The sequence below is a fragment of the Streptomyces cinnabarinus genome (assembly GCF_027270315.1).
Lineage (GTDB): Bacteria > Actinomycetota > Actinomycetes > Streptomycetales > Streptomycetaceae > Streptomyces > Streptomyces cinnabarinus.
This window is the reverse complement of record NZ_CP114413.1, coordinates 9,078,053-9,101,228: the sequence shown is the minus strand read 5'-3', so window position 1 is coordinate 9,101,228 and position 23,176 is coordinate 9,078,053. Positions and strand designations below refer to the sequence as shown.

Here is a 23,176-nt window from a genome sequence, read left to right as displayed (position 1 = left end):
GAAACGGAAGTGGCCTCTGGCAACGAGTTGCCGGAACAGAAGCAGGGGCGTGAGAAACCCAGTTCGCCCGCTACTGGTGCCAGCCAGTAAGGGACGTCCTCTTCAGCTCCGGTGGAACCAGCACCGCTTCAGGACCTCGGATCCCGCCCTCCAAGGCACTTTGGGATCCGGGGTTCTTCATTTCACCGACCCTTCCTAAGATCTACGGCCTCTTAGGATCACGGCGACGCCATCAATCTGCCGCCGATAGGCGAAAGCAGCTGAATGACGTGCTCCTAAACTGCACTGGACTCACAGACGGGTCAGCAGACACAGAACCTCTGAACCTGCCTGCCCGCGCGCCAACTGTAACGTGCACGGCTTGTAGTTGACGGTAAACAGGGTGTGTGGCGGCCGATCCGGGTTCGATGCAGCGGTATGCCTGCCTCGCACACCGGCTGCCTCTAAACTGCGCGCGACCGGGAGGAGGGCGTGTTGGCTCGAGGTATGGCCATCTACTTCGACGGCCAAAGGCTGAGGACGGAGCGCGAGCGGGCCAAAGGCGGCCGCGGAATGAGCGCCGCCCAGCTGGCAGCGTGCATCAATGCCAAGACCTACGAGATCGTCGCCTATGAGCAGGGGGCGACATGTCCGGAGCCGGAGCGCATCCGGAGACTGGCCAAGGCGCTCGGCATCGCGCCCTTATGCCTGGCCGAGACCGCCCGTAGGGACCGTTGGAACCTCGCAGACCTGCGCCGCCTGAGCGGGTGGACGGCACGGGAGATCAGCGAGGAGCTGCGTCTGTCCCCCCGTTCCTATCGCCGATTCGAGACCGAGGGCCTGCTGCCCGCCCATCGCCGGGCGCTCGTGGCGGAGGTCGCGGCGCTCTTGCACGTCAGCCCGGACACTGTCGAGGAACTGGTGGGCCGCTCACCCCGGGTCCGTGAACGCCTGAACGAGGTGAGGCAGCCGCTGACGTGTCTGGTGACGGACTTCCTCCAACCGCAGCGACTGGGAGAGCCCGACCCGTCCGACCCCCAGGTCATCCGCGTTGCGGGCCTGTACCACCGGTCATCTGTGACGGTGGCCCGCATCCTGAGCCATGAGATCGCCGCACTGCGCGACCTTCACCGCAGACGGGTGAGTTTCAGCGCCGCCGCGGACTACGCCCCGTCCATGGAGGAGCGCAATCGAGCCGAGCGGCAGGTCGAGGCCGAAACCCAGCGCATCAGCGATCTCCGGGTCTCCTTGCCGCGGCGTCTGGACCTATTCTTCCGGCACATGATTTCCCAGGATGCCTGGCGGGCACTGTCACTTCTCAACGAGGCGAAGACACTTGGCCGATGGTGGTCTCACGAGGCGCTGGGCATGCACGAGGGGTTCGACAGCATCCCGGACCACTTCCTGCAAACCCGGCGCAGCCTGAGCGGGGAGTTCCGGGTCTCCCAGCAGGGTGCGCAGCACTGCAGCGACTTCGGCTCCTGGTACGGGGCTTGCTACCCATCGGCGACCGCTTTCGTGACAGCCCAAGTGAGCATGCTGGCCGGTCACATGCCCGACAGGCACCTCAACGCCGTGCTCGCCGCCTCGGACGCGCTGGTCTTCAGTTTCGACAGCCTGCTGTCCCGTCTTTTCGCCGCCACTCTGGAAACGGTTTCCCGCAAACTGCTGCTGGCGGCGCGGGAACTCGACCTGCCGACCAACATGACCATGCCAGCGGATCCCGTGGGTATGCTGCGGGTGTTCGTGCGGCATGCCTCCGGCTCACAGGCCCGCCAGCTCGGCTATTTCCTGCAGATCTACGAAATCGAGGCTGCCCGTCGTGCCCATCCGCTTCCCGGCATCAGTGAACTACTGGAGACTTTATCCGGGAGCGGGTGGCGCTTGGCAATCGTGACCGATCATTCTGACGTTGCCGTCAAAATGTTCCTGGATCGCCTGTGGCTGGACGGCAGCGCCCAGAACATCAAGGTCATCGGCCGTCCGGACAATCCCCTGCGCATGAAACCGCATCCGCACAATCTGGTCAGGGCAGCAGACGTGCTCAAGACGTCGTGTGAGCGGATGGTGCTGGTAGGCGAATCCGCCACAGACGCGGAAGCCGCCCACCGCGCAGGACTGTCCTTCATCGGCGTCGCCACGGGGCATCGTCTACGCCTGCTGCGCGAGACGGGCGCAGAGACGGTGCCGTCGCTCCGTACCATCGTCGACGTGATCCGGTCCGGCCCCTGCCGGGCCAGCTGAGGTCAGTTCCCGGTACCCGGTCCCGCGCTGGGGTCCTGCAGAGCCCACCGGGCCAGAAGTTCGGCACAGTCCTTCGTGAGCGGATGGCTCTCCCCCAGCAGCCGCCCGCTTCGCTCGTGCAGCGCGGACAGCACGGCATCGGCTTCTCCCCGCAGCGACCTGGCCCGAAGGATCGCAGCGAACAGATACCCGGTGGCCAAGGTGTCGGGGTGATCCTCGCCATACAGGGTGCGTTGCGCAGCGAGCGCCTGTTCGCACTCGAGGTGGGCCTGCTCCATCAGCCCCATGTCGTGCAGAACGCAGGCGTAGTTGTGCCAGACGGTGACCGTGCGCGGGTGCTCCTCACCGGACAGACGGCGCCGGAGCACGAGCAGGTGAGCGTATTCGCGGCGAGCCTCGTCCATCCGCCGGCGCCGGTGCAATACCCGCGCCAGTTCATGACGTGTGGCTAGTGCATTGGGGCTGTCGGTGCCATCGGTTGCGTCCCGTACGGCCAGTACCGCCTCCAGATGTGCCTGGGCCTGCGGCAGGCAGCCCCGGTCCAGCAGGACCCTGCCGAGCTCATGACGCACCGTCAAGGTCTGGGAGTGCTGCGGGCCTCTGGCGTGGCACAGTGTCTGCCACACCTTCTCATACAGGCGTTCGGCTTCCTCCAGCTCGCCCAGGTCGTGCAGGACAAGGGCCAGGTTGTGGCGCGTGGCAGCCGTGTCGAGTTCGTCGGCGTCACCCTCCGTCCGCAACGCCAGAACCTGCTCGAAGCCCTTGCGGGCCTGCCCATAAAGCCCCTGAGACTGCAGGTAGCGGGCCGCCAGTTCGCCTGCGTCGGCACACGTCTTGCGCTCGGATGGACTGAACGTGGCGTCCTGCGCCTGGAAGACGTCTGCGAGATCGAGGGCATGGGGCGCCAAGATCCTCCACACGGGCCACGCCTGCGGATTCTCCGGCGGTACGCGCACCTCCTGCAGCTGCAGCACCCGCTCCATCAAGGCGATGACGGCGCGGGGCTGACGCCCGCGTCGGGCGAGGTCACGGATCAGGGGATGCAGCCGCACGCAAAGTGGTCCTTCATGCCGGGAGGGGATCTCATCCAGTTCTAGCAATTGCAAGGCTGCAAGTTCACGCAGGCTCCGCCATACGGCGGTGCTGTCAAGCGCCCCGAACTCAGGCAGCGCCATGAGGACTCCGGGCTGCAGCAGCAAGGTGTACGGGATGGGCGCTGCACTGAACGAAGCCAGGACTCTGACCAGTTCAGACGCGTGGGACAGGCCCTGGCGGTGCAGCAGGTCCATGGAAATCTGCCAGGTGCTTTCCACCGCCGCAGCCGGGTCTACGCCCACACCATACCGGTCGAGAGCCGCCCGGAACGCCTCAAACGTCATCGGTGTGCCGGGATGCCGCAGCGGCGCCGGCATCGCGTTCGCCTCCGCCAGATACGAAGCAGCCATGCGCAGCGCCAGGGGCAGCCGCCCCAGCCGCTGCGCCAGACGGCAGGCCTGTGCCGGCGTGCCGGCAGCAGGGCTGGCGTGATCGGTGAGCACGCCCGCGGCCTCTTCCGTGCTCAGCGGGCCCACCGCGTGCAGCGAGGCGCCTGTCCCCCACAGCCTGGCGATACCGGACTGGGTCGTCACCAGCAGCAGGCCGTCGGGGCAGTGGTGCGGCCGTAGCCATCCCGTGCCGGCCGCAAGCCGTCCAGGTCCGTCGAGCAACGACAAATCGTCCGCTCCGTCAACGATCAGCAGCCAGCGATACGGGGCCCGCCCCAGGTTCTCCCACAAGGCGTCCACGACATGACCCGCGTGCACGTCCTCGTCACCCACACCCGCCTGCCGCGCCACCTCCCGCATCCCGGCTGCGAAGGCCGCCGGATGGCGTGCGTCGATCCACCAGATGCGCGGCCCTGCAGACTGCCTGTCCGCAACGGCGCGCACGCGCGTCACCACCTCCAGTGCGACCGCGGTCTTTCCCGCGCCGCTCAGCCCGTGCAGCACATGCATCCGGCCGTCGGCCGGGTGACCGCTCAGCCGCAGGATCCGTTCCACGATGCCGCGGCGGCCCCGCAGTGGAAGGGACGGATCCCGTTCCCCCACAGGTGTGGCCAGCGTTACCGTCCATCCGCTCGCCGCGGCAGGAGCAGCCACCACGACCTGCGCTATGTGCATCCTCCCGGCGGCCACACCTCCCCATTGCGCCAGCACACCGGCGGACGCCTCCGGGACGGCCAGCCGTTCTAGTCCTGCCGCCGGGGAGGTAAAGGGGAGGACAGGTGGATGCCTCCCTCCACCGTGACGGCAGCCCCGGCCACCGAACCGCCCGCCGCACGCACCGACACGTCCCGGGCGCAGTCCACGTGAATCCCGCCCGCCACGGACCGCCGCCGGCGTGCCTCATCGACCACGCCGCGCAGGTCGGCCGCGGCTGCGGCACGATGCCCGTCGGGCAGCGACTCCAGCCACTCCTGCAGGCACTCCCGCCACGCCTGGGACCACCACTCCTGCACACGTGCACGCTCCTGCAGGGCGCCCGGCACCGCCAGTTCCGCCGCCATGGCGTCCAGTCGCGCCACCGACCGAGCCCCTTCACCCTCATCGTGCCGACCCAGCACGCGGCCAACCACAGCCCGCACCGAATTCCACGCATCCGTTCCCGCAGCCTGCACAACAGCTGCCCCCGCAGCAGCAGATAACGCTGCTATCGACTCACCCAGCACGTTCGTCCCCCGGAGAAACAAGAACACCCATCGAACATATGCATGCCCGGTCCTAGCATTCCTCACGGCCGCCCGTTCAACCCAGGCCGGCCGCAAGATTGCGAAGCGCCGGGGGCGCGGTGGGCGCAAAAAGGGAAGCGTCCGGTTGGCGCAGAGCGCGCAATCCTGCCGGACACGCACAACGAAGGATAGATGCGTAGACTACGGACCCTTCCCGGCTGCATCCTGCTGCGGCAGGAAAGCCCGTCGGCCTGGAGCCATCTGCTCGTGACATGGAGAGACGCGTGAGCCCCCGTCGGCGCCGCCCCCGCAGCGAGGACCCCCGCCGCAGACAGCTCCTCGACGATTACGCGCGGCTGGTGTTCCCGCTCCAGCTGTACCTCTTCATGAAATGTGCACCACAACACGTCGACCCGCTCGATATCGCCGACACGGCCTACGCGCACGTTTTCAGCGACACCAGCAAACACGGAAGCCACGCAGAAGTCCGGGACGCCGCTGATGCTCTGTGTAAAAGATGCTTACCAGAAGCGGCATGCCGCCCACCCGATTACCGTCTGGCAGACGTCTTCGATGAGTACTTCCCGAACACGCTTCCACTTCTGCGTCGAGGGCTGGCCTGTCTCGACCAACTCGGCGCCAAGGAACGCGGCATCGAAAGACGGAAAATCGTACTTCTCCTGGGCGACGACGCGGTGGCAGACGTGCTGGGCGCCAGCGCTTTGCCGAACCCGGAACACTACAACGAGAAATTGGCTAGGTTGCGACTCGGGAACGCCGACCGGAGCGCGCTCGAGCCGTTCTTCGCAGACGCTGGGGAGACCCCATGAGGGCAGACGATGAACCTGACCTGGAGATGTACCGTGCGTGCACGCTGCTTCACCAGCAGGCTCAGGCCTACCGGCCACGACTCGACCAGCGCTTCGAACGTCTCACGCAGGCCAAGCAGATGCAGGACAGCCGACGAAAACGGCCAGTCCCCCACCCCCGCATGGCCTTACCGCAGATGCCCCCCGCACGGCTGATCCGTCTCCTGGCACTGCCGACTGCCCTGTTCCTGGCCCCGCTGGCAGCGGTCTGGTACGCCACCCAACGCACACCATGGTGGGCCGGATATTCCATCGCCCTCCTGGGGCTGGCACGCCTGGCTGTGAAAGCCCTGCACCGTACCGGCGCTCTGGTTGCGACACAGCACAGAAGGACGGCATCCCGACCCGCCGCGGACCGCCCCCAGACGCTGACACCACAAGGCGACAAAGGCCCACCCGGGCCCCCGCACCACGCTCCCACACTGCCGGCTCCCCGACAGCCCAAGACCCACACCGGCCGCCGCTGACTGGGGCACCGCACCTGCGGCAACCACCGCGAGCCGTTGCCTCTCAACCACCTGCAGCAGTGGCACAGCCACCAACACCCCGCCAGCACCGGCCAGCTGATCGCTCCCCCGCTGCTGCCGGGCCCATGACAGGCTCTTCGTCTTCCGGCGCACCTCGGCCTGCCTGCGCAGACAGGGTTACGGAACATGTCGGTGTGCGTCGCTGAGCCCGCACCCCCGTCCCGCTTTCGCCCTGCCGCACGCGCACCTGACCCGCGGCAGCGTACGGACTCATACACCAACTGCGCAGTATCGAGGGCATCAAGGCCCTGAGCGAGGGGCCGAGGGCCCCCGGCAACGGTGACCAGGGAGAAACGCGTGCGCAACGACCAGCAGGGCATCGCCGAGGACCAGTGGCGCCAGGCCAAACTGATCTGGGACTACCACCAGATGCAGCACGAGATGCGGCCCGTCCGTCGGCTCAGCGCCCTGCGGGGCCCTCGCCGCACTCGGCCCCCAGGCGCTGGCCGCCCGCTGTCAAACCCTGCCAGTCGGCGCCAGTGAGACGCCGCGGACGCCGGCCGGCGCGCAATCCAAAGCCACTCCCGGCCGGCGAAGAGCAGGGCCTGCCGGGCCGGTGGCCGAACAAAGCAGCGGTGTGCCCGGCCACCGAGATGGCCGGGCACGCCCCTGTCATGGGCACGCGCGGGTGGAGTGCTCAGCTGTCACCTGCGCAGAATCTGGGTGGTCAGTGGCGGTCACCGTGGTGCCCGCGGTCGCCGTGGTGGTGCCCGCGGTCGCCGTGGTGGTGCCCGCGGTCGCCGTGGTGGTGGTTGCCGCCGTGGTGGTGGCGGTCGTGGCCCCAGGACTCGTCGTCGATGAAGCGGCCGCGGTCGTTGCGCAGGGTGGCCGTGCCGGATCGGTTGTCCCACACGTAGTCACGGCGGTCCTGGTACAGGTCGGTGCGGGTGTCGCGCCCCTCGCCGGTGTGGATGCGGACCGTGGCACGGCCCGCCAGGCGGTAGCCGTCGAAAGTGTAGGTGCGGCCGTGCTGGTCCTGCAGCGTCCACCCGTCGAGGTACACAGCACGCCGGGCGGTGTTGGTCAGCTCCACCCACTCCCGGTTCAGCGACCGGTTCGACCGGTCATCGCGTCCCGGGGAGTCGTACTGCACAGCCGAGATCTCCACCCTCGGACCGTGCCAGCCGCGATCCTGGCCGGCAGCGGACGCCGGAAGCGCCACCGCCCCCACAACAGCCCCGGCCGCAAGCACGGCGCCGAGCAGACGGCGGGAAGTGACGGAAGAAGAAGCAGACATGAACCCACCTGCATGGTGCGGGCACCCACCCAGAAGGCGGCCCACCCTTGACGGGCCGAGCTCCGGGCAGTGGTGCGGTATGTGACGACGGCCGGGCCGGCCGCGCACCACAGACCCTCGCCCCCACAAGCGGCAACTGACCGGCAACACCGACCCTGTTACCCATTGCCCACATTCCTGTGACCCTCGACTGCAATGCCCATATATGTTCCCTATGAGCGAAGGCCGGTCCTCCGACGGACGACCTGCCCTTACGGCAGCAGGGCCACACCCCTTCGACCATCACGACGCGCCACCCCGTCCGCCCCGGCCCGTCACCCAAAAGTGAGTAACAGCCGCGCAGGTTTCCCGACCCCCGTGCCCACGCGCCGTCCCGGCACATGCTGCAGCCGCGCCGAGCCGCCTCCCGCGCACCAACGAGCCGGCCGTCATCGAGGCGAACCAGCCGGACAAGGCAACACGCCGCCGTCACGGCACAGCAAGACCGACACCAACGACGCCGAAGCGGCGGCGCACGCCGTGCCGGCCGAGCCACCGCAACGGCCAAACCCGCCGGCGGACCCGTCAAAGCCCACCGGCACCTCACGACGGCCAAGGCCTCCGCGGAATAGCTCTCTTGAACCCCGTGGTGGTCGAGGAGTCGTCAGACACCGATGAGCAGTTCGAGGGTTGTCTGTCGTTCGATGCCGCCGGCGAGGGCCCGCCGGCCTGGTCGCGGCCCGCCGGAGCGGAACCTGCGGGGCAGGCCTCAGGGTCTGTGACCCGCTCGATCGCGCCGTGCGGCCGATGCGCTTTCCCGGACTGGGACGGGAGGGCGGATCAGCGCAGCCCGGCGAAGAGATCGTTCTCGGGTACGGCGGCGCCGGTGGCGTCCTGGACACGTACGAAGGTCTCCATGCCCATCAACTCGCCGAACCTCTCCTTGCCCATCCTGAGGAAGAAGATGTTCTCGCCCTGACTCGCGTGCGCGGCCAGCGCGTCGAACTTCTGGTCGCTGAACGCGGTGGTGTCCACCCATGTGGAGATGTCACCGTCGGGCAGACCGATCTCAGCCATCGCGGCGGCCTCGGCAGGATCAGGCTCCGGCATGTCCGGATGAAACTCACGCATGATCTCCCCGAACCGCTGCATCATCGAGCGGGGCATCGTCGTCCAGTACACCTTCGGTGTCAGCGCGGTCATCTCCAGCGCGGCCATCGTGATGCGGTGTGCCTGGATGTGGTCGGGGTGGCCGTAGAAGCCGTTCTCGTCGTAGGTGACGACCACATCGGGTCGGTAGTGCCGCATGAGTTCCGCAAGCCGGGCCGCGCCTTCCTCCACGGGGGTCTGCCAGAAGGATCCGGGGGCGTCGTTGCTCGGCCAGCCCATCATCCCGGAGTCGGCATAGTCCAGCAGCTCCAGATCACTGATCTTCAGGACATCACAGCTCGCTTCGAGTTCTTGACGGCGCATCAAGGCCACCGCCGCCGGATCGTGTCCCGGATCGCCCGGCTTGACACCCCCCGTTCCGTCACCACAAGCACCGTCGGTACACGTCACGAGAACCGTGCGGATGCCTTCCGCCGCGTACCGCGCGAGGACGCCTCCGGTTCCGGTGGCCTCGTCGTCGGGGTGAGCGTGCACTGCCATGAGCGTCAAAGGCCGGTCAGGCATGAAACAGTCCTCCTACAGACATACATCGTGGTCCCGGTGCGCGGCGGGCCTGCCGCGATCCTGGGGCCCGCTTCCTGGTGGGGCGCACGACCTTGTGATTTCCGTGCTCGGACGTCCGTACGGCGCTGGCCCCGGTCTGTGCAACCGTGCCGGCCCCAGCAACTGTTCCCGGCACCGCCACTCGGCCGTCCAGGCCGGCGGCCTGCCAGGCGCCCAGCGGGGCGAGGCGCAAGGCCGCGCCGTTCTCCGAGGAGTCCTGGCCGCCGAATTGTCCAGGCGCCACCTGCCGCCGGGGCTGGCCCGCGCCGATCCCGCGGAGCACCTCGTGCATGAAGGCTCCGTAGCCGCGGTGCGTGTCGTCGGGGTTGGCCTCGGCGAGGCGCAGGGCGAGGCAGTCCTGGTCGATGATGCTGCCCTCGGCGAGCTCCCGTTCGGCGACGAGCGTCGGGCCGCCGACGGTTCTCACACGAACTCGCGGGGCTCGTTCACCGGGTCCTGGACACGCAAGGCAGACTGGCGAGCGGGCGGTATGTCGTCGGGCTGGACCATGCGTGTGCAGCGCTGGTGACCCGCCGGTCAAGGGAGTGGACACCTTCCATGCCCACCGCCGCATGCTCGTCAGGTCAGGACACTGGCGATCGCCGCGGTCACGGCCGCGGCCAGGGTGATCACGGCACCGAATGCGGTGGCGGCGCGGGCCAGGGCGGTCGGGTAGGTGGCGCCGTCCAGGCGGGCGAGCTTGCCGGTGCCGGCGGCGGCCAGCAGTGCGACGACGATGACGAGTGCGACGGTGAGGAGGACGACGGCGACGCTCACGGCAGACTCCCTGTACGCGGTGGGGTGTTGACAGGGTTGAAGGTCGCGGAAACGGTGTGCGCCATGGTTCACCGGGACGATGATGAACACGGGCGAACACACCATCTCGGGGGAACAGTCGGCATGCGCGACGAGCCAGACCGCACGGCAGCACTTGTCGAACTGCGCAGGAGACTTGATGAAGGTCGTGCCCTGGCGCGGTTGGATCAGACGCAGCTGGCCAGGCAGTCCGGTCTGGGGCGCACGACGGTGTCGAAGGCGCTCTCGCCTGCGGGGGACGTTCCGTCCGTGGACACGGTGACCGCGCTGGCCCGCACGTTGAGACTGCCGACGGGCGAACTTCTTCGACTACAGCGGACCGCGGCCGAGGAGTCAGGCGCTGTCTCGCTGCCTGCGCCGGGGCCGGGGCCGGGGCCGGGCAAGCCGATCGGGCGGTGGGAACCGCACGAACTGGAAGTCCACCCCGCCGGATCGGGCCACACCCTTGCAGGCCGGGGCAGGGTGCAGACCCTGCCCGGTTATGTGCCCCGCCGGCATGACCAGGCGCTGGCCGGTGCGGTGACGGCAGCGGCAGCGGGCCGCAGCGGGATCGTGGTCCTGGTGGGGACGTCCTCGACGGGGAAGACGAGGGCGTGCTGGGAAGCTGTACAGCCCCTCGCATCGCAGGGGTGGCGGTTGTGGCATCCCTTCCACCCGACCCGCGCGGAAGCCGCGTTGGAGGAGCTGCATCAGGTCCGGGCGCGGACGGTGGTGTGGCTCAACGAGGCCCAGCACTACCTCGGCGACCCAGCGGTCGGTGAGCGGATCGCGGCAACCGTGCACCAGCTGCTGGGTGATGAGGAGCGCGGGCCGGTCCTTGTGCTGGGCACGCTGTGGCCCGAATACGCCCACCAGTACGGCGCCCTGCCCACTCCAGGCGGACCTGACCCCCACAGCCGGGTGCGGGAACTGCTGGCCGGACGCATCCTGACCGTCCCCGACACCTTCGACACCACCGCTCTGGCAGCGGCCGCCGCTCTCGCCGAGAACGGTGACGGGCTGCTGGCGGACGCCCTCACCCGCGCCCGGAACCACGGCCGGGTGGCCCAGGACCTGGCCGGCGCCCCCGAACTGCTGCGCCGCTACGAACAGGCCACCCCGCCCGCACGAGCACTGCTGGAAGCGGCAATGGACGCACGCCGCCTCGGCGTCGGCCTCCACCTCCCCCACGCATTCCTCACCCACGCCGCGTCGGGCTACCTCAGCGAACACGACTACGACCAGCTCACCGACCACTGGGCCGAGCAGGCGTACGCCGAACTCGACCAACCAGTCCACGGCAAACAAGCCCCTTTGCGCAAGGCCACGCCCCGACCCCGACAACACCTGCCCGCCCCCACCACTGCGACCAGCGCCCACATCACGGCCGCCCTGTCTGCCGGACCGGTCTTCCGGCTCGCCGACTACCTCGAACAACACGGCCGCACTGCCCGCCGCCACCTGTGCCCGCCCTCCTCCTTCTGGCACGCCGCCCACACCCACCTCACCCACCCCAACGACCTGCGCCACCTCACCCAAGCCGCCTACCGCCGCTACCGCCTCCAATGGGCCCACCACCTCCGCCATCGTGCCGCCGAACACGGGGACACCGACGCCCTGGCCCGCCTGGCTGTGGTGCGGGAAGAAGCCGGGGACCGGGAGGGTGCCGAAGCCCTGGCCCGACAGGCCACCGACCACGGCGACACCGACGCCCTGCGCCGACTGGCCATGATGCGGGCACAGGCCGGGGACTGGGAGGGTGCCGAAGCCCTGGCCGGGCAGGCCGCCGAGCACGGAGACACCGGCCCTTTGTGTCACCTGGCTGAAATGCGGGAGAGCGCTGACGACCGCGAGGCCGCCGAGACGCTCTACCAACAAGCCGCCGACCACGGCAGCATCAGCGCCCTATGGCACTTGGCCGACATGCGGGAGAAAACTGACGACCGTGAGGCCGCCGAGACGCTCTACCGGCAAGCCGCCGACCGCGGCAGCATCAGCGCCCTGTTCAGTCTGGCTTTGCTGCGCGAGGATGACGGGGACCGGGCGGCGGCTGGGTCTCTCTACCAGCAGGCTGCCGACCAGGGCAGCATCAGCGCTCTGTTCCATGTGGCTGTGTTGCGGGAGGAGGCCGGCGACCGCGAGGGCGCCGAGGCTGCGGCACGGCGCGCCGCCAGTAACGGCGACACCGACGCTCTGTATCAGCTGGCTGAAATGCGAGAGGAGGCCGGCGACCGAAAGGGCGCCGAGGCCCTGGCTTGGCAGGCCGTCGACCACGGCAGCGCCGTCGCCCTGTTCCACCTTGGCGAGATGCGGGACGAAGCCGGGGACTCGGAAAGCGCCAATGACCTCTACCGCCGGGCTGCCGACCACGGCAGCACCAGCGCCCTGTTCCACATGGCCGTGCTACGGGAGGAAACCGGGGACCGCGAGGGCAGCGAGGCCCTGGCTTGGCAGGCCGCCGGCAACGGCACCACCACCGCCTTGTACCGGCTGGCCGAGATGCGAGAGCAGGCCCAAGACCGCGAGGGCGCCGAAGCCCTCTACCGGCAGGCTGCCGAACACGGCGACACCGACGCCCTATACCGGCTGGCCGAGTGGCGGGAGCGGGCCGGGGACCGGGAGGGTGCTGCAACCCTGGCCCGGCAGGCCGCCGACAACGGCGGCGTCCTGTACCGCTTCTCACGCCATGGGCGGCTGCTCAAGAGGCTGTGGCCACATGGCCTGGACCCGGACGGTACGCCGACACCTCCATGGCAATAGTGCATGCACCGTGCTGACGCCAGGGCCGCAAGGCAGAACAGTCGCGATGCACCTGGGTCGCGGGCGAAGTGTGAGAGTGCATGCGGCCATGGCCTCTCCGTACATGCGCGGCGGTTGCGCCGAGAGGGTCGGCGGCGGTCTTCACTGCTCACCACCCATCACTGGTCGTCAAGCCACACGCCTCGCGGGTGGGTGCAGGAGACCAGGACGGACTGCGGCAGTCGCGGCGCGTGACACTCACATGGCCAGATCCAGGACGTGGAAGGCCAGGCCGGCGGGTTGGGTCGACAGGCCCATCGCGGACAGGGCCACGGTGATCAGGAAACCGGCGAGTGGGCTGAGCGATACGTGGGTGGCGCCACGCAGGTGAGTGAATAGGGGGCGTGCGCTGTCGACGCTCACGTAATTCGCCATCAGCAGCACCGCCTTCCCCGTCCAGCCGTTCGACAATTTCGTGCCTTTCGCTCAGATCCTCAGGTCGGAGCTGCATTGCGTGCCCCTGCGCCGTACGGCTGACCACTGCCCCCTGCGACTGTCGCAACCCGACCGGCGTTCGGTGGTGGTGTGGGCAGCCCTCACTACACTCAATCCGCCAGCGGCTACGTGGAGTCGGGCCGCTCGTGCCGAGTGGTGCGGGCGCGAGCGTCGGGGGACGTGCATGCATGAGGAGGCGGCCGCACGTCGGTGGGGTGACATTCCCGGGGCGAGGGTCCTGCTGGTCGGCGCAGGCCGTCATCTGACCGGTTCTTCGCTCCCGGACGTGCCCTCCGTGCGCACCACTGTCCTGGACCTCGCCCAGGCGCTGACCGAGCGCTGCGGCATGCCCTCGGACGCGGTGCGGACCCTGCTGGATCCGGCATCCCCCGTGGAGCTGGGGGACGCTATCGGGACGACCGTCGACGAGGCCGAGGGGCTGCTCGTCGTGTATTTCGTGGGGCACGGGCTGGTCGACCAGAGCAGCGTGCTGCATCTGTCCACCGCGTGCACGGACACCCGTGCGACCCGGCTGTCGCACACCGCGCTGCCGTATCCCGTACTGCGGCAGTACGCACTGGAGTTCCTCAACAGCGGCTTCGACCGCTCCCTCGTGGTGGTGCTCGACTGCTGCTTCTCCGGGCGGGCGGTCCGGCCGCTGGGTCCAGGCGGCGTCGATGACACGGTGGTTCAGATCGCCGGGGTGAATGGCGGCTACGTCCTCACCTCGGCAGGCCGTGACGAACTCGCGCTCGCCCCCGAGGGGCAGCGGCACACGGCGTTCAGCGGTGCCCTGCTGCGGCTGCTCGATGCCGGCGACCGCGACGGGCCCGCCGAGCTGAGCCTCGATGATGTGTTCCGTTCCCTCACCCGCACCCTGCACGCGGCGCAGGCGCCGAAGCCGCAGCGTTTCGTCGAGGGCCGGGCGAACGAGCTGATCCTGGCCCCCAACCCGGCCTACCGGGCGACGGCCGCTGCGCGACGTCCGGACGGTGGGCGGGCGGTCATGGGCGCCTCGCAGGTCCGCCCCTACAAGGGGCTCGCGCGTTTCGATGTCTCGGACGCGGCCTGGTTCTTCGGCCGCGAGGTGCTGACCCGGACCGTGGTGGGGCGGCTCGCGCGGCACTGCGACGACGCCGTTCCCCTGGCCCTGATCGGCTGCTCCGGATCCGGCAAGTCGTCCTTGCTGCGGGCGGGGCTGATCCCCGCCCTGCGCCAGGGCGAACTGGGCATCGCCGGTTCCGCGACCTGGCCCCGGCTGTTGCTGACGCCGACCGCCGATCCGCTGGGGATGCTGGCCGCCGCGGCCGGACGGCTGTCGGACGACGATCCCGGGGACCTGGCGGCGCGGCTGCGTGCGGACCCTGCCCAGCTCTCCTCCGTCCTGCGCCGGTCGCTCAAGGGGCAGGCCGGGGGCCGGGTGGTGATCATCGTCGACCAGTTCGAGGAGCTGTTCACCCAGTGCGCCGACGCCGAGGACCGGCGCGTCTTTCTCGAGGCGCTGTGCGGGGCGGCGCGGGGTGCGGACGGAGAGCCGTCGGCGCTGGTGGTGATCGGCCTGCGTGCCGACTTCTACGAGGCCTGCCTGGCCCGGCCGGAGCTGGTGCCGTCCTTGGTGGCCGGCCCGGTGGTGGTCGGTGCGATGACCGTCCCCGAACTGCGCGCCTCGATCACCCTTCCCGCCATCCGTGCCGGACTCGAACTGGAGCCGGGGCTCGTCGATCTGCTCCTGGCCGACCTCGGCGTGCGCGTCGGGGACGACGACGAGGAGACGGCACAGTCGTACGAGGCCGGCCGGCTGCCTCTGCTGGCACACGCCCTGCTGATGGCCTGGCAGCGCCGCAAGGGCGACGCCCTCACCACGGCCGACTACCGCCGGGCCGAGGGCATCGCCGGCGCCCTGTCCGCCACCGCGGAAGGCGCCCTGCACCGTCTGGACGAGCCCGCGCGAGAGGCGGCCCGCATCCTGCTGCTGCGGCTCGTCCAGGTGGGGGACGGCGCCCACGACACGCGCCGCAGGTGGTCCCGGCAGCGGCTGCTGGCCTCGCTGCCCGACCTCGCCCGGGGAGCGGCGGTGATCGAGGCCTTCACCGCCGAGGACACCCGGCTGCTGTCGGTGGAACAGGACAGCGTGGAGATCGTCCATGAGACGCTGCTGAGCGCCTGGCCCCGGCTCCAGGCGTGGATCACCGCCGACCGAGCCCGGCTGCTGGCCGAACAGCAGCTCAATGACGCGGCCCACGCGTGGGAGCAGGCCCGGCGCGATCCTGAGCTGCTCTTCGGCGGAGTGCGGCTGGAACTGGCCCGACGGGTCACCGAGGACGAAGGGGGGCCCGGGGCGCTGACGTCGTCGGCCCGGGACTTCGTCGCGGCAGCCCTCGCGCGGGTGCGGGAGGAGGCGGCGGCTGCGCTGCGCCGGACACGCCGCCGCAGAACGGGCCTGCTGGCCGGCGGATGCGTCCTGGTCGTCCTTGCGCTGGTGTTCGGCCTGTTGTGGAAGTCGTCCCTCGAACAAGAACAGCGGGCCGAGCGCCAGCACACGGTGGCCACCGCCCAAGGGCTCGTCTTCCGCGCCGAGTCACTGCGCGACGTGGATCTCACCACCGCGCTGCGGCTCGGCGTGGCCGCGCACACCCTGGACGCGAAAGCCGAGAGCCGCGCGGGACTCGTCGCCGGGCTCCTCCAACGACGCGACGCCCTCTACCTCGACACCCCGACCGGGCACGTCACCTCGACAGGCGCGAGCGGCAGGGGCGGCGCCGTGGACGAGGTGGCGTACAGTCCGTCCGGCCGGGTCCTGGCCAGCGCCGGCGCGGACGGATCGTTCACGCTGTGGGACGTCACGAACCGGGCCCGGCCGCTACGGCTGTCCCGGACGCCGGCTGGATCGGGCGCCCTGCTGGCCCTGGGGTTCGCAGCCAAGGGCAAGCTGCTCGCGACCGGCGACACCCAGGGCGTCGTACGGCTGTGGGACATTTCGCGCCCTGGCCGGCCACGGCAGTCGGCCGCGCTGAGGGGACACGGCAAGCGGGTCGAGGCCCTCGCGGTCAGTCCCGACGGGCAGACGCTGCTGGCCGCAACGGGCGGGCAGGACGCGGTGCTGTGGGACATCTCCGATGGCGCCGAGCCGCGGAAGCTGACCAGGCTGGAGAGCGGGAGCGCCGGGCCGGTGCGTGCGGTCGCGTACTCCGACGAAGGCGCCACCGTGATCGTCAGCGGGGACGGCGACGCCCCGGCCGTATGGGATGTGCGTCGCCCCGGCACTCCCGTGCCGCTGGGTTACATCCCCTCCCACAGCGCTGTTGTCCAGTCCGTCGCGTTCGCACCCGGTTCCCGCCTGGTCGCCACGGCGGGCGACGACGGCATGGTGGAACTGTGGGACCTCAACCGTGCGATCGACGAGGCCGACCAGGGGGTGCTGGCCTCGATCAGTGCTCACCCCCTCGCGGCCCGCGATGTCGCCTTCAGCCACGACGGACAGACGCTCGCCACAGCGGGCGCCGACGGATCGGTGTACCTGTGGGACGTCACCAGGCCGTCCGCGCCAGAGCGCGTCGCTGCTTTCACCGGCCACACCCAGCAGGTCCGCTCCGTGGCGTTCAGCCCCGACGACCAGAGCGTGCTCAGCGGTGGCGACGACGGACCCGTCGCTCTGTGGGACGCCACCGCCCACATCACGGGCCATGCCGTGTCGGTCCTGTCCCGGCCGGGCGGCGAGGCAAAGACCGTCGACTTCGGACTGCAGGGACATCTGCTCGGCATCTTTCAGGGCGAGTTCGAGGACAGAGCCGAACTGCGCGACCTCAGCACCCCGAACCGGCCACGTGACCTGGCGAGCCTGGACATGGGCGGAGCCTGGCTCTGGGCCGCGGCCTTCAGCACGGACCGCCGTCTGCTGGCCACCGGCACGGACCAGAACGAGACCCTTCTGTGGGACATCTCCGATCAGGCCCACCCCCGACGGCTTGCCCGGTTACCGGGCCTCGACGGCCAGAACACCGCGGTCGCCTTCCAGCCCCACGGCCCCCTCCTGGCCACCGCGACCGGCGACGGACGGCAAGGCGATGCCTCGACCATCCTGTGGGACGTCAGCCAACCCACGGCCCCGCGCCGCCTGCAGAAGCTGCCCGACGGCCCGGTGACCTCCCTGACCTTCAGCCGCGACGGCAGCACACTCGTGACCACCACCTACGGCAAGGCGCACATCTGGCAGGTCACCCCGAAGGGCAGGGCACGCCATCTCGCCGCGTTCAGCGACGCCGAACAACGCGTCGAGACCTCGGCCCTCAGCGCCGACCGGCGCACGGTCGCGATCGCGGAGACGGCCTCCCAACGCGTGGCGCTCTACGATGTCCGCGACCGCTCCCGCCCCAGGCGACTGGCCGAACTGCCGAGCACGGCGGCCCCCGTGCGTGCCCTCGCGTTCAGCCCCACCGACGCCTTGCTCGCCGTCGGAGCCCAGGACGGCTCGATCGTCCTGTGGGACATCACGCAGCGCACCCATCCGCGCCAGCTGACCGAGCTCAACGGCATCCGTTCCGGGGTCACCCTCCTGGCGTTCGGGCCCGACGGCAGGCATCTGGCGGCAACCGAAGACGGAGTCGATGTCGCGGCGGGCCGCACCATCGTGTGGGACATCAGCCGTATCGCCGCCGTGGTCACACAACCGGTCCAGCGTGCGTGTGCCCTGGCGGGACGAGGCCTGTCCCGCCAGGAGTGGCCGCGCTACACCGACGGGCTCCCCTACCAAAACACTTGCGGATCACGATGAGAGGGACTGCTGTGGACACCGTCTCGGTCACCAGCGACACCCCCGGACCCGACACCCTCCACGCACTGTACGCATGGGTCCGCCAAGACCCCGCGGTCCGCGAGACCCGTACCCGGCTCTCCCTGGATCGCGCACCCGCACGGCCCGGCACACTCGGCAGCACCTTCGAGAGCATCAACGCCGTACTGGCCTCCGCCACCGGCCTCACCACTGTGGTGCTGTCCGTGCTGGCCTGGCGGGACACCCGCCCCCGCCCGCCCCGGATCCGGTTCGAACGCGACGGCGTCACCGTGACCGTCTACGACGACTCCCCCGACAACCTCACCCGGATCCTCGCAGCACTTGGCGAACCACACATGCCGCCACCGCCCGACGACGACGACCCGACCTGCGACAGCTGACCCCCAGCCGACCGGCGACGAGCCGACTCCAAACATCACCCGATCACCGACGGACGGCACACCACGCCCGCTCATGCGGTCGCCCTGCAGGCCCTGAGAACAGGCTGATCGTCTACCGAACCCGGCTGGCAATGCTGGCGCAGGAGGACTCCGCGTCGTGTGCGGTGATCCGGGCGTGCTGGGCCCGGGTGTCGAGATCAAAGGTGAAGCAGCGGTGGACCCTACCGTCTGCCGTGCCGCCGAGGTGCCAGCCGAGCCGGTACGGGCGGGAGAACTGTGCCACCACGCGTATGTGCCCGTCAGCCGGTCCTACAGCGAGGATGTCGCCGGGTGGGCCGACGGCCGCGGTCTGGGCGGCTATCAGGTCCTGGCGGTCAACCTGCGGGGCGAGTTCCCGTGTTTCGAGGAAGTCCGCAAGCGCTCCGCATCCAAGCGGGTGTCCTCGAAGGCTGCTCGCTCCCGGTCCGCTTCCTGGCTGTTGGCCACAGTGAAGGTGATGACGATCGCCGCGAGCAGGGCAAGGACGATCGCCCCCAGGGCCTTGGCCCACGGGCGGTGCGGCCCATCTGTTCGGCTGACATGCCCCACCTGGAGTTCGCTCACCGCGCGCCGGAAGGTCTCCGCGTCCGCGAAGACGCCTGTGCTGCTGGAATGATAGCTTCCACGGCTGACGCACCACGCGTCGCCGAGGACGCAGGTGACATCTTCGTCGCCCTGCGGGGCCACCACGACCCTGTCGATGCCCTCGGGGAAAACCGCAGACGCGCGTCCCTCCGACGTGACGGGCTGTTCCACCTGCGCACCGGCGGCGTGCTCGTGACCTGACGAGCCGTCAAGCGGTGATCCGAGCACGCCGCCTGGACCGCCGCTGGATCAGCCGTCGAAGTAGGTCCAGGGGATTGCGAGCCACCCCCAGCGACCCCAGAACCTTGTGATGTACCGCGCCCACCCCAACCGAACAGTTCCCGTGCCACTGGGCCGTCATCCCGGCCATCACGCCCGGTACGACGCAGAAGCGTGTAGAGGTACACGGCCGCCGCCAGGGCTCCCACGGCACCGGAGACAGCACGGCTGCCAGCATGTCACCGTACTCGGCAGCTAGATCGGTGCGCAGGGCCTGATACGGGGCGATCATCGCGGCCTCGAACAGGGCGAACTGGAGCACCACCCCACCCGATCCTCGCGTCCTGAGCAGCAGGACACGGCGGATGCCGTGCGGCCACCGGACTTCACCTCACGCGGCGGGATGCTTGATGCTCTCGATGATCCGGGCGAACCCTTCCGCCCCGTGACCGGCGTCCACCTGACGCTGGACGAGCCGCTGGACCATGGCGATCGGCTCGGCGCTCACCTGCTGCTCAGCACTCGCCTCGATGAACAGCCCCAGGTTGGAGAACTCCAGGCTCTGCTGCCCGGCAACCGTGTAGTCCCCGCCGTCGATGACCTCGGCGTATCCCGCGAGTTCGCCGGTCATCGCGGTCAGCCACGGCGCGGCCATTTCCGCGAACCGGCCTGCGGACACCCCGGCCGACGCGAGCATGGCCGCACCGTGCATGAACCCCGCGAACATCACATACATCGACGACAGCAGCGCGAAGTCGTACAACGACGCCAGCCCCGCATCCTCGCCGAAATAGCTACTGGCCGCCCACACGTCGAGCAGCGCCACATGCTCACGGAACACCTCCTGCGATCCGCTGTACAGGATCGACGCCCCCGGCTGCCCGATCATCGACGGCACCGCCATGATGCCGCCGTCCAGATACGCGATCCCGGATTCGGCGGCCCAGGCGGCCAACTCCCGCGCCTGCCGGGGCTTGGTCGTGGTCACATTGATCACGGTCCGTCCGGCCAGGTCACCGGCGAGCGGGCCGAGCACCTCGCGCACCGAGTCGTGATCGAACAGGCAGGCGATCACCAGCCCGCTCGCCCGGACCGCCTCGCCGGCCGACGCCGCCTCCGTCGCGCCCTGCGCGACGAGCGCATCCGCCTTCCCCGCAGACCGGTTCCACACCACGGTGGCAAACCCGGCCTTCACCAAAGCCCCAGCAAGGGCGCTGCCCATCGCGCCCAGCCCGAGGACACTCACCTGGGTGCCGTCGTGGTTCTCCGTCATGTCACTACTCCATTGCCTCGCTCACAGAAACTCCCTGACGCCTCAATCCTCAGCACCACCAGTAGAGTTGACCAGTACGGACTAATTAGTGCGGTACTCACCTTCCGGTGAGTACCGACGGGGCGACAGGGAGAAACGCATGGCGGCATCGGCACGACAAGGGCCCTACATCTGCGGGATCGACGCGGCCATGGACGTCGTCACCGGCAAATGGAAATCCCTGATCCTCTGGGAACTCCACGAACACGGCACACGCCGCTTCGCGGAACTACGGCGCGGCCTACCGGGCGTCAGCGAGAAAATGCTCGTCCAGCACCTGCGCGAAATGGAAGAAGACGGCCTCGTACACCGCGAGGTGTACCCCGTGGTGCCGCCAAAGGTCGAGTACTCCCTGACCGAACACGGCATCACTCTCAACACTGCCCTGGAATCCCTGGCGGTGTGGGGACAGGAACGAATCCAGCGGATCGGCGCGGAAAAGACCGCCACCGACGCCGCCTGAAACCACGAACCCATCCAGCGCACAGGAACATCCCTGCAGGCGCGGGGAACACGAGGTGGAGCGGCTCGACTTCGCGCCGCAACAAAGACCATCCCCGCAGGGAGCACATTTCCCTCTGGCGAGCATGGCGAAGTTGAAGGGACCATCCCTACAGGACCGCTCGTCCCCGCATATCGACTCCACCGGATACCCGCGACCCGCTACGGTGAACGCCGTCATGTCCGCGTTCTCGTGCGACGTCGTCGCCGGATCCACCGCCACCACGACGCGCTGATGGTCCGGCACACATGCCCGGGCCGGGGCCGGAAGCCCCAGCATCCAGCCCTTCCCCAGCACGCCCTCAACGTCCTCAAGGAGTTCACCGGACAGGTGGCTCCCGCCCCGCAAGGACGACGTGGGCCCACACTTCACGCACGTCGCGGGAGCCCTGGTCGTCAGCCAGTCCTGCCGCAGCCTCGTTTGCTTGCGCTCGTCAGGCCGGCCGGTGCGGCTCGTCGCCCAGGTCACGCACCGGTCGGTCGTCGACCCGCCGTCGGGCAGCTGGTGCGAGGGGGAACCCGGTCAGTTGAGGTTGTTGGCGTGGGTGAGCGTCTCCCAGGCAAGGAAGTAGTCCGCGCCGCTGGGGCGTTGCCGGGTCTGGATCAGCTGTTTGGTCTTGGGAAGACTGATTCCCTCCCGGCCGGCATAGTGGTTGTAGGCGACCTCGAGGACAGAGCCGATGCCGCGGTCCACTGAGCCCTTGCAGAGCCAGGACGGCACCGTTGCACCGAGTTCGTAGGCGGCGTGGAACTCCAGCGCCTTGGTCATCCGGCGTTCCGCCTCGGAGTAGAGGTCACGGCCCTGGATACGAGCGGTCTCTGCGACATGAGCCGCAGCGGCGAAGCCCCAGCCGGTGTGACCGAAGTCCCGGCAGGTCTCCTGGGCCAGCCCATCGACGAACGTGGACTGGCCCTGCCAGTAGTCGATCAGCTCTTCCCGGGTGTCCTTGCTGCTGCCTGCCGGGCTCTTCGGCAGCGCCCCGTCGCTCTTGAGGTAGATATAGGCGGGCACCCGCTTGCTCCAGATGGCGATCGCCTTGTCGAAGGACGCCCGGTCATCGAGGAAGACCGAGATCCCGGTGGCGGCGTCCATCATGATGAGTTCCCAGTTGCCGTTGGCGTTCGGCCGTCCCTTGATCACCATGGGCAGGTACACGGTGCGCAGCATGGTGGCGAAACGGCTCTGCCGCGCGCCCGGCCAGCCGGTGTACGTGTGCTTCATCAGTTCGCCGGCGCGGGCGAAGGAGGCACCGGACCAGCCTGTCTGCAGGGGCGCGTTGTGGTTCGTGTGTTCCTTGATCACAGCGGACCATGCGTCCATGATCTCGATGGCCTTGGTGGCATGGCGGCGGTCCTTGGTGAGATTCCACAGCAAGGCGTGCGTGTACGCCGCGAGTGCATCCTCGCGCTCGTCAGAGCATCCGTGATTGGGGCTGGACCCGGGACCGCACTCGACCGTTGCCCGTGGCTTCGCCGTCCAGGACAACGACGCGTACTTGCTTTTCACCATGGCCCCGTACGCGGACGTCCACGGCTCCGCCTTGGCCTTCACCCTTCCCCGCACAAAGTCCAGTTGCGCTTTGCTGACCAGCACTCCGGGATGCTTGAAAGAACTCTCGGCCGACGCCGCGGCACGAGGCTGCGCACCAGCCGCCTCGGCGTCATCGGACCCAAGCGAAGGAAGCGTCACCGCCCCGAGCGCGAAGGCAACAAGAGCCGACACGACAGTCACCGAAAGCCGTCGGCGCCTGCGATGTCTCCCACGGGCAGGCCCCTCAACGCCGTCGGTTCCATGACGCACGTCCGTCATCAACGCCTCCGCGAAGCAGTCGATCCTGATACCGATACCCGAAAGCGCGGCCTCAGGCACGACACCGGAACGCAACCCCTCCGGGACACGCACACCACGGGCAGTGCCCACAGAACTGCCATCTCGACACCGAGACTTCGCCATGGACACGCACGGCACACTGACCCAGAACAAAGATTGCGGTCAAGCTAGTGAGCCTGCGTTAGGAAACCCTTAAGGCAGGGGAAAGGAAACGCCGCACCAGCAGGCCGGCA

The 23,176-nt window shown here is 69.2% G+C and carries 16 protein-coding genes; 6 read left to right on the top strand and 10 right to left on the bottom strand.

The genetic code is table 11. The annotated features are described in order from the left end of the window. Positions 1–486: 486 nt before the first annotated feature. A complete protein-coding gene (locus tag STRCI_RS40945; RefSeq protein ID WP_269664088.1) occupies positions 487–2,223 on the top strand; it encodes an HAD hydrolase-like protein in 1,737 nt (578 codons plus the stop codon). Between the two features lie 2 nt (positions 2,224–2,225). Here the strand turns inward: STRCI_RS40945 and STRCI_RS40940 are convergent, their stop codons facing one another. Then, positions 2,226–4,262, bottom strand: coding sequence for a tetratricopeptide repeat protein (locus STRCI_RS40940; protein WP_269664087.1), 2,037 nt, complete (start codon positions 4,260–4,262; stop codon positions 2,226–2,228). Positions 4,263–4,450: 188 nt separating this feature from the next. Then, the gene (locus STRCI_RS40935) at positions 4,451–4,786 is read right to left on the bottom strand and encodes a hypothetical protein (protein ID WP_269664086.1); all 336 of its coding nucleotides are present in this window, start codon (positions 4,784–4,786) and stop codon (positions 4,451–4,453) included. 428 nt (positions 4,787–5,214) lie between these two features. Between STRCI_RS40935 and STRCI_RS40930 the strand changes: the two genes are divergently transcribed. Further along, positions 5,215–5,760 carry a hypothetical protein gene (locus tag STRCI_RS40930; protein WP_269664085.1) on the top strand — a complete coding sequence of 182 codons (546 nt, stop codon included), beginning with the start codon at positions 5,215–5,217 and terminating at the stop codon, positions 5,758–5,760. 1,233 nt (positions 5,761–6,993) lie between these two features. Here the strand turns inward: STRCI_RS40930 and STRCI_RS40925 are convergent. From STRCI_RS40925 to STRCI_RS40910, 4 genes are all read right to left on the bottom strand, one after another. After that, positions 6,994–7,563, bottom strand: a complete 570-nt coding sequence (locus tag STRCI_RS40925) for a lamin tail domain-containing protein (RefSeq protein ID WP_269664084.1) — start codon at positions 7,561–7,563, stop codon at positions 6,994–6,996. A gap of 819 nt (positions 7,564–8,382) precedes the next feature. Next, the gene (locus tag STRCI_RS40920; RefSeq protein WP_269664083.1) at positions 8,383–9,216 is read right to left on the bottom strand and encodes a PIG-L family deacetylase; all 834 of its coding nucleotides are present in this window, start codon (positions 9,214–9,216) and stop codon (positions 8,383–8,385) included. Further along, positions 9,209–9,682, bottom strand: a complete 474-nt coding sequence (locus STRCI_RS40915; protein WP_269664082.1) for an ADP-ribosylglycohydrolase family protein — start codon at positions 9,680–9,682, stop codon at positions 9,209–9,211. The genes STRCI_RS40920 and STRCI_RS40915 overlap by 8 nt, the downstream gene beginning before the upstream one ends. Before the next feature lie 152 nt (positions 9,683–9,834). After that, positions 9,835–10,032 (bottom strand): hypothetical protein, encoded by a 198-nt coding sequence (locus STRCI_RS40910; protein WP_269664081.1) that lies wholly within the window; start codon positions 10,030–10,032, stop codon positions 9,835–9,837. Positions 10,033–10,233: 201 nt separating this feature from the next. On the opposite strand from STRCI_RS40910, the gene STRCI_RS40905 reads away from it, so the two are divergent. Beyond that, complete coding sequence (locus STRCI_RS40905; protein ID WP_269664080.1) at positions 10,234–12,810, top strand: tetratricopeptide repeat protein; 2,577 nt, start codon at positions 10,234–10,236, stop codon at positions 12,808–12,810. Positions 12,811–13,047: 237 nt separating this feature from the next. Here the strand turns inward: STRCI_RS40905 and STRCI_RS40900 are convergent, their stop codons facing one another. Continuing rightward, positions 13,048–13,260 carry a hypothetical protein gene (locus STRCI_RS40900; protein ID WP_269664079.1) on the bottom strand — a complete coding sequence of 71 codons (213 nt, stop codon included), beginning with the start codon at positions 13,258–13,260 and terminating at the stop codon, positions 13,048–13,050. A gap of 208 nt (positions 13,261–13,468) precedes the next feature. Here STRCI_RS40900 and STRCI_RS40895 point away from each other — a divergent pair, with 208 nt between their 5' ends. Both STRCI_RS40895 and STRCI_RS40890 read left to right on the top strand, forming a co-directional pair. Next, on the top strand, positions 13,469–18,055 hold the full coding sequence (locus STRCI_RS40895) for a caspase, EACC1-associated type (protein ID WP_418953434.1): 4,587 nt from the start codon (positions 13,469–13,471) through the stop codon (positions 18,053–18,055). 11 nt (positions 18,056–18,066) lie between these two features. Then, a complete protein-coding gene (locus tag STRCI_RS40890; RefSeq protein WP_269664077.1) occupies positions 18,067–18,456 on the top strand; it encodes an effector-associated constant component EACC1 in 390 nt (129 codons plus the stop codon). A gap of 360 nt (positions 18,457–18,816) precedes the next feature. Here the strand turns inward: STRCI_RS40890 and STRCI_RS40885 are convergent, their stop codons facing one another. Beyond that, positions 18,817–19,251 (bottom strand): hypothetical protein, encoded by a 435-nt coding sequence (locus tag STRCI_RS40885; protein ID WP_269664076.1) that lies wholly within the window; start codon positions 19,249–19,251, stop codon positions 18,817–18,819. 439 nt (positions 19,252–19,690) lie between these two features. Beyond that, entirely contained in the window at positions 19,691–20,572 is an 882-nt protein-coding gene (locus tag STRCI_RS40880) for an NAD(P)-dependent oxidoreductase (RefSeq protein WP_269664074.1), read from the bottom strand. Between the two features lie 139 nt (positions 20,573–20,711). On the opposite strand from STRCI_RS40880, the gene STRCI_RS40875 reads away from it, so the two are divergent. Continuing rightward, the gene (locus STRCI_RS40875) at positions 20,712–21,074 is read left to right on the top strand and encodes a winged helix-turn-helix transcriptional regulator (protein WP_269664073.1); all 363 of its coding nucleotides are present in this window, start codon (positions 20,712–20,714) and stop codon (positions 21,072–21,074) included. Between the two features lie 561 nt (positions 21,075–21,635). Here the strand turns inward: STRCI_RS40875 and STRCI_RS40870 are convergent. Further along, the gene (locus tag STRCI_RS40870; protein WP_418953487.1) at positions 21,636–22,922 is read right to left on the bottom strand and encodes an alginate lyase family protein; all 1,287 of its coding nucleotides are present in this window, start codon (positions 22,920–22,922) and stop codon (positions 21,636–21,638) included. Positions 22,923–23,176: the final 254 nt, after the last annotated feature.

Bases quoted from the DNA above. Each gene is read 5' to 3' on its own strand.
- STRCI_RS40880 (WP_269664074.1), bottom strand. From the start codon at position 20,572: ATGACGGAGAACCACGACGGCACCCAGGTGAGTGTCCTCGGGCTGGGC.
- STRCI_RS40920 (WP_269664083.1), bottom strand. From the start codon at position 9,216: ATGCCTGACCGGCCTTTGACGCTCATGGCAGTGCACGCTCACCCCGAC.
- STRCI_RS40895 (WP_418953434.1), top strand. From the start codon at position 13,469: ATGCATGAGGAGGCGGCCGCACGTCGGTGGGGTGACATTCCCGGGGCG.
- STRCI_RS40870 (WP_418953487.1), bottom strand. From the start codon at position 22,922: ATGACGGACGTGCGTCATGGAACCGACGGCGTTGAGGGGCCTGCCCGT.
- STRCI_RS40875 (WP_269664073.1), top strand. From the start codon at position 20,712: ATGGCGGCATCGGCACGACAAGGGCCCTACATCTGCGGGATCGACGCG.
- STRCI_RS40925 (WP_269664084.1), bottom strand. From the start codon at position 7,563: ATGTCTGCTTCTTCTTCCGTCACTTCCCGCCGTCTGCTCGGCGCCGTG.
- STRCI_RS40945 (WP_269664088.1), top strand. From the start codon at position 487: ATGGCCATCTACTTCGACGGCCAAAGGCTGAGGACGGAGCGCGAGCGG.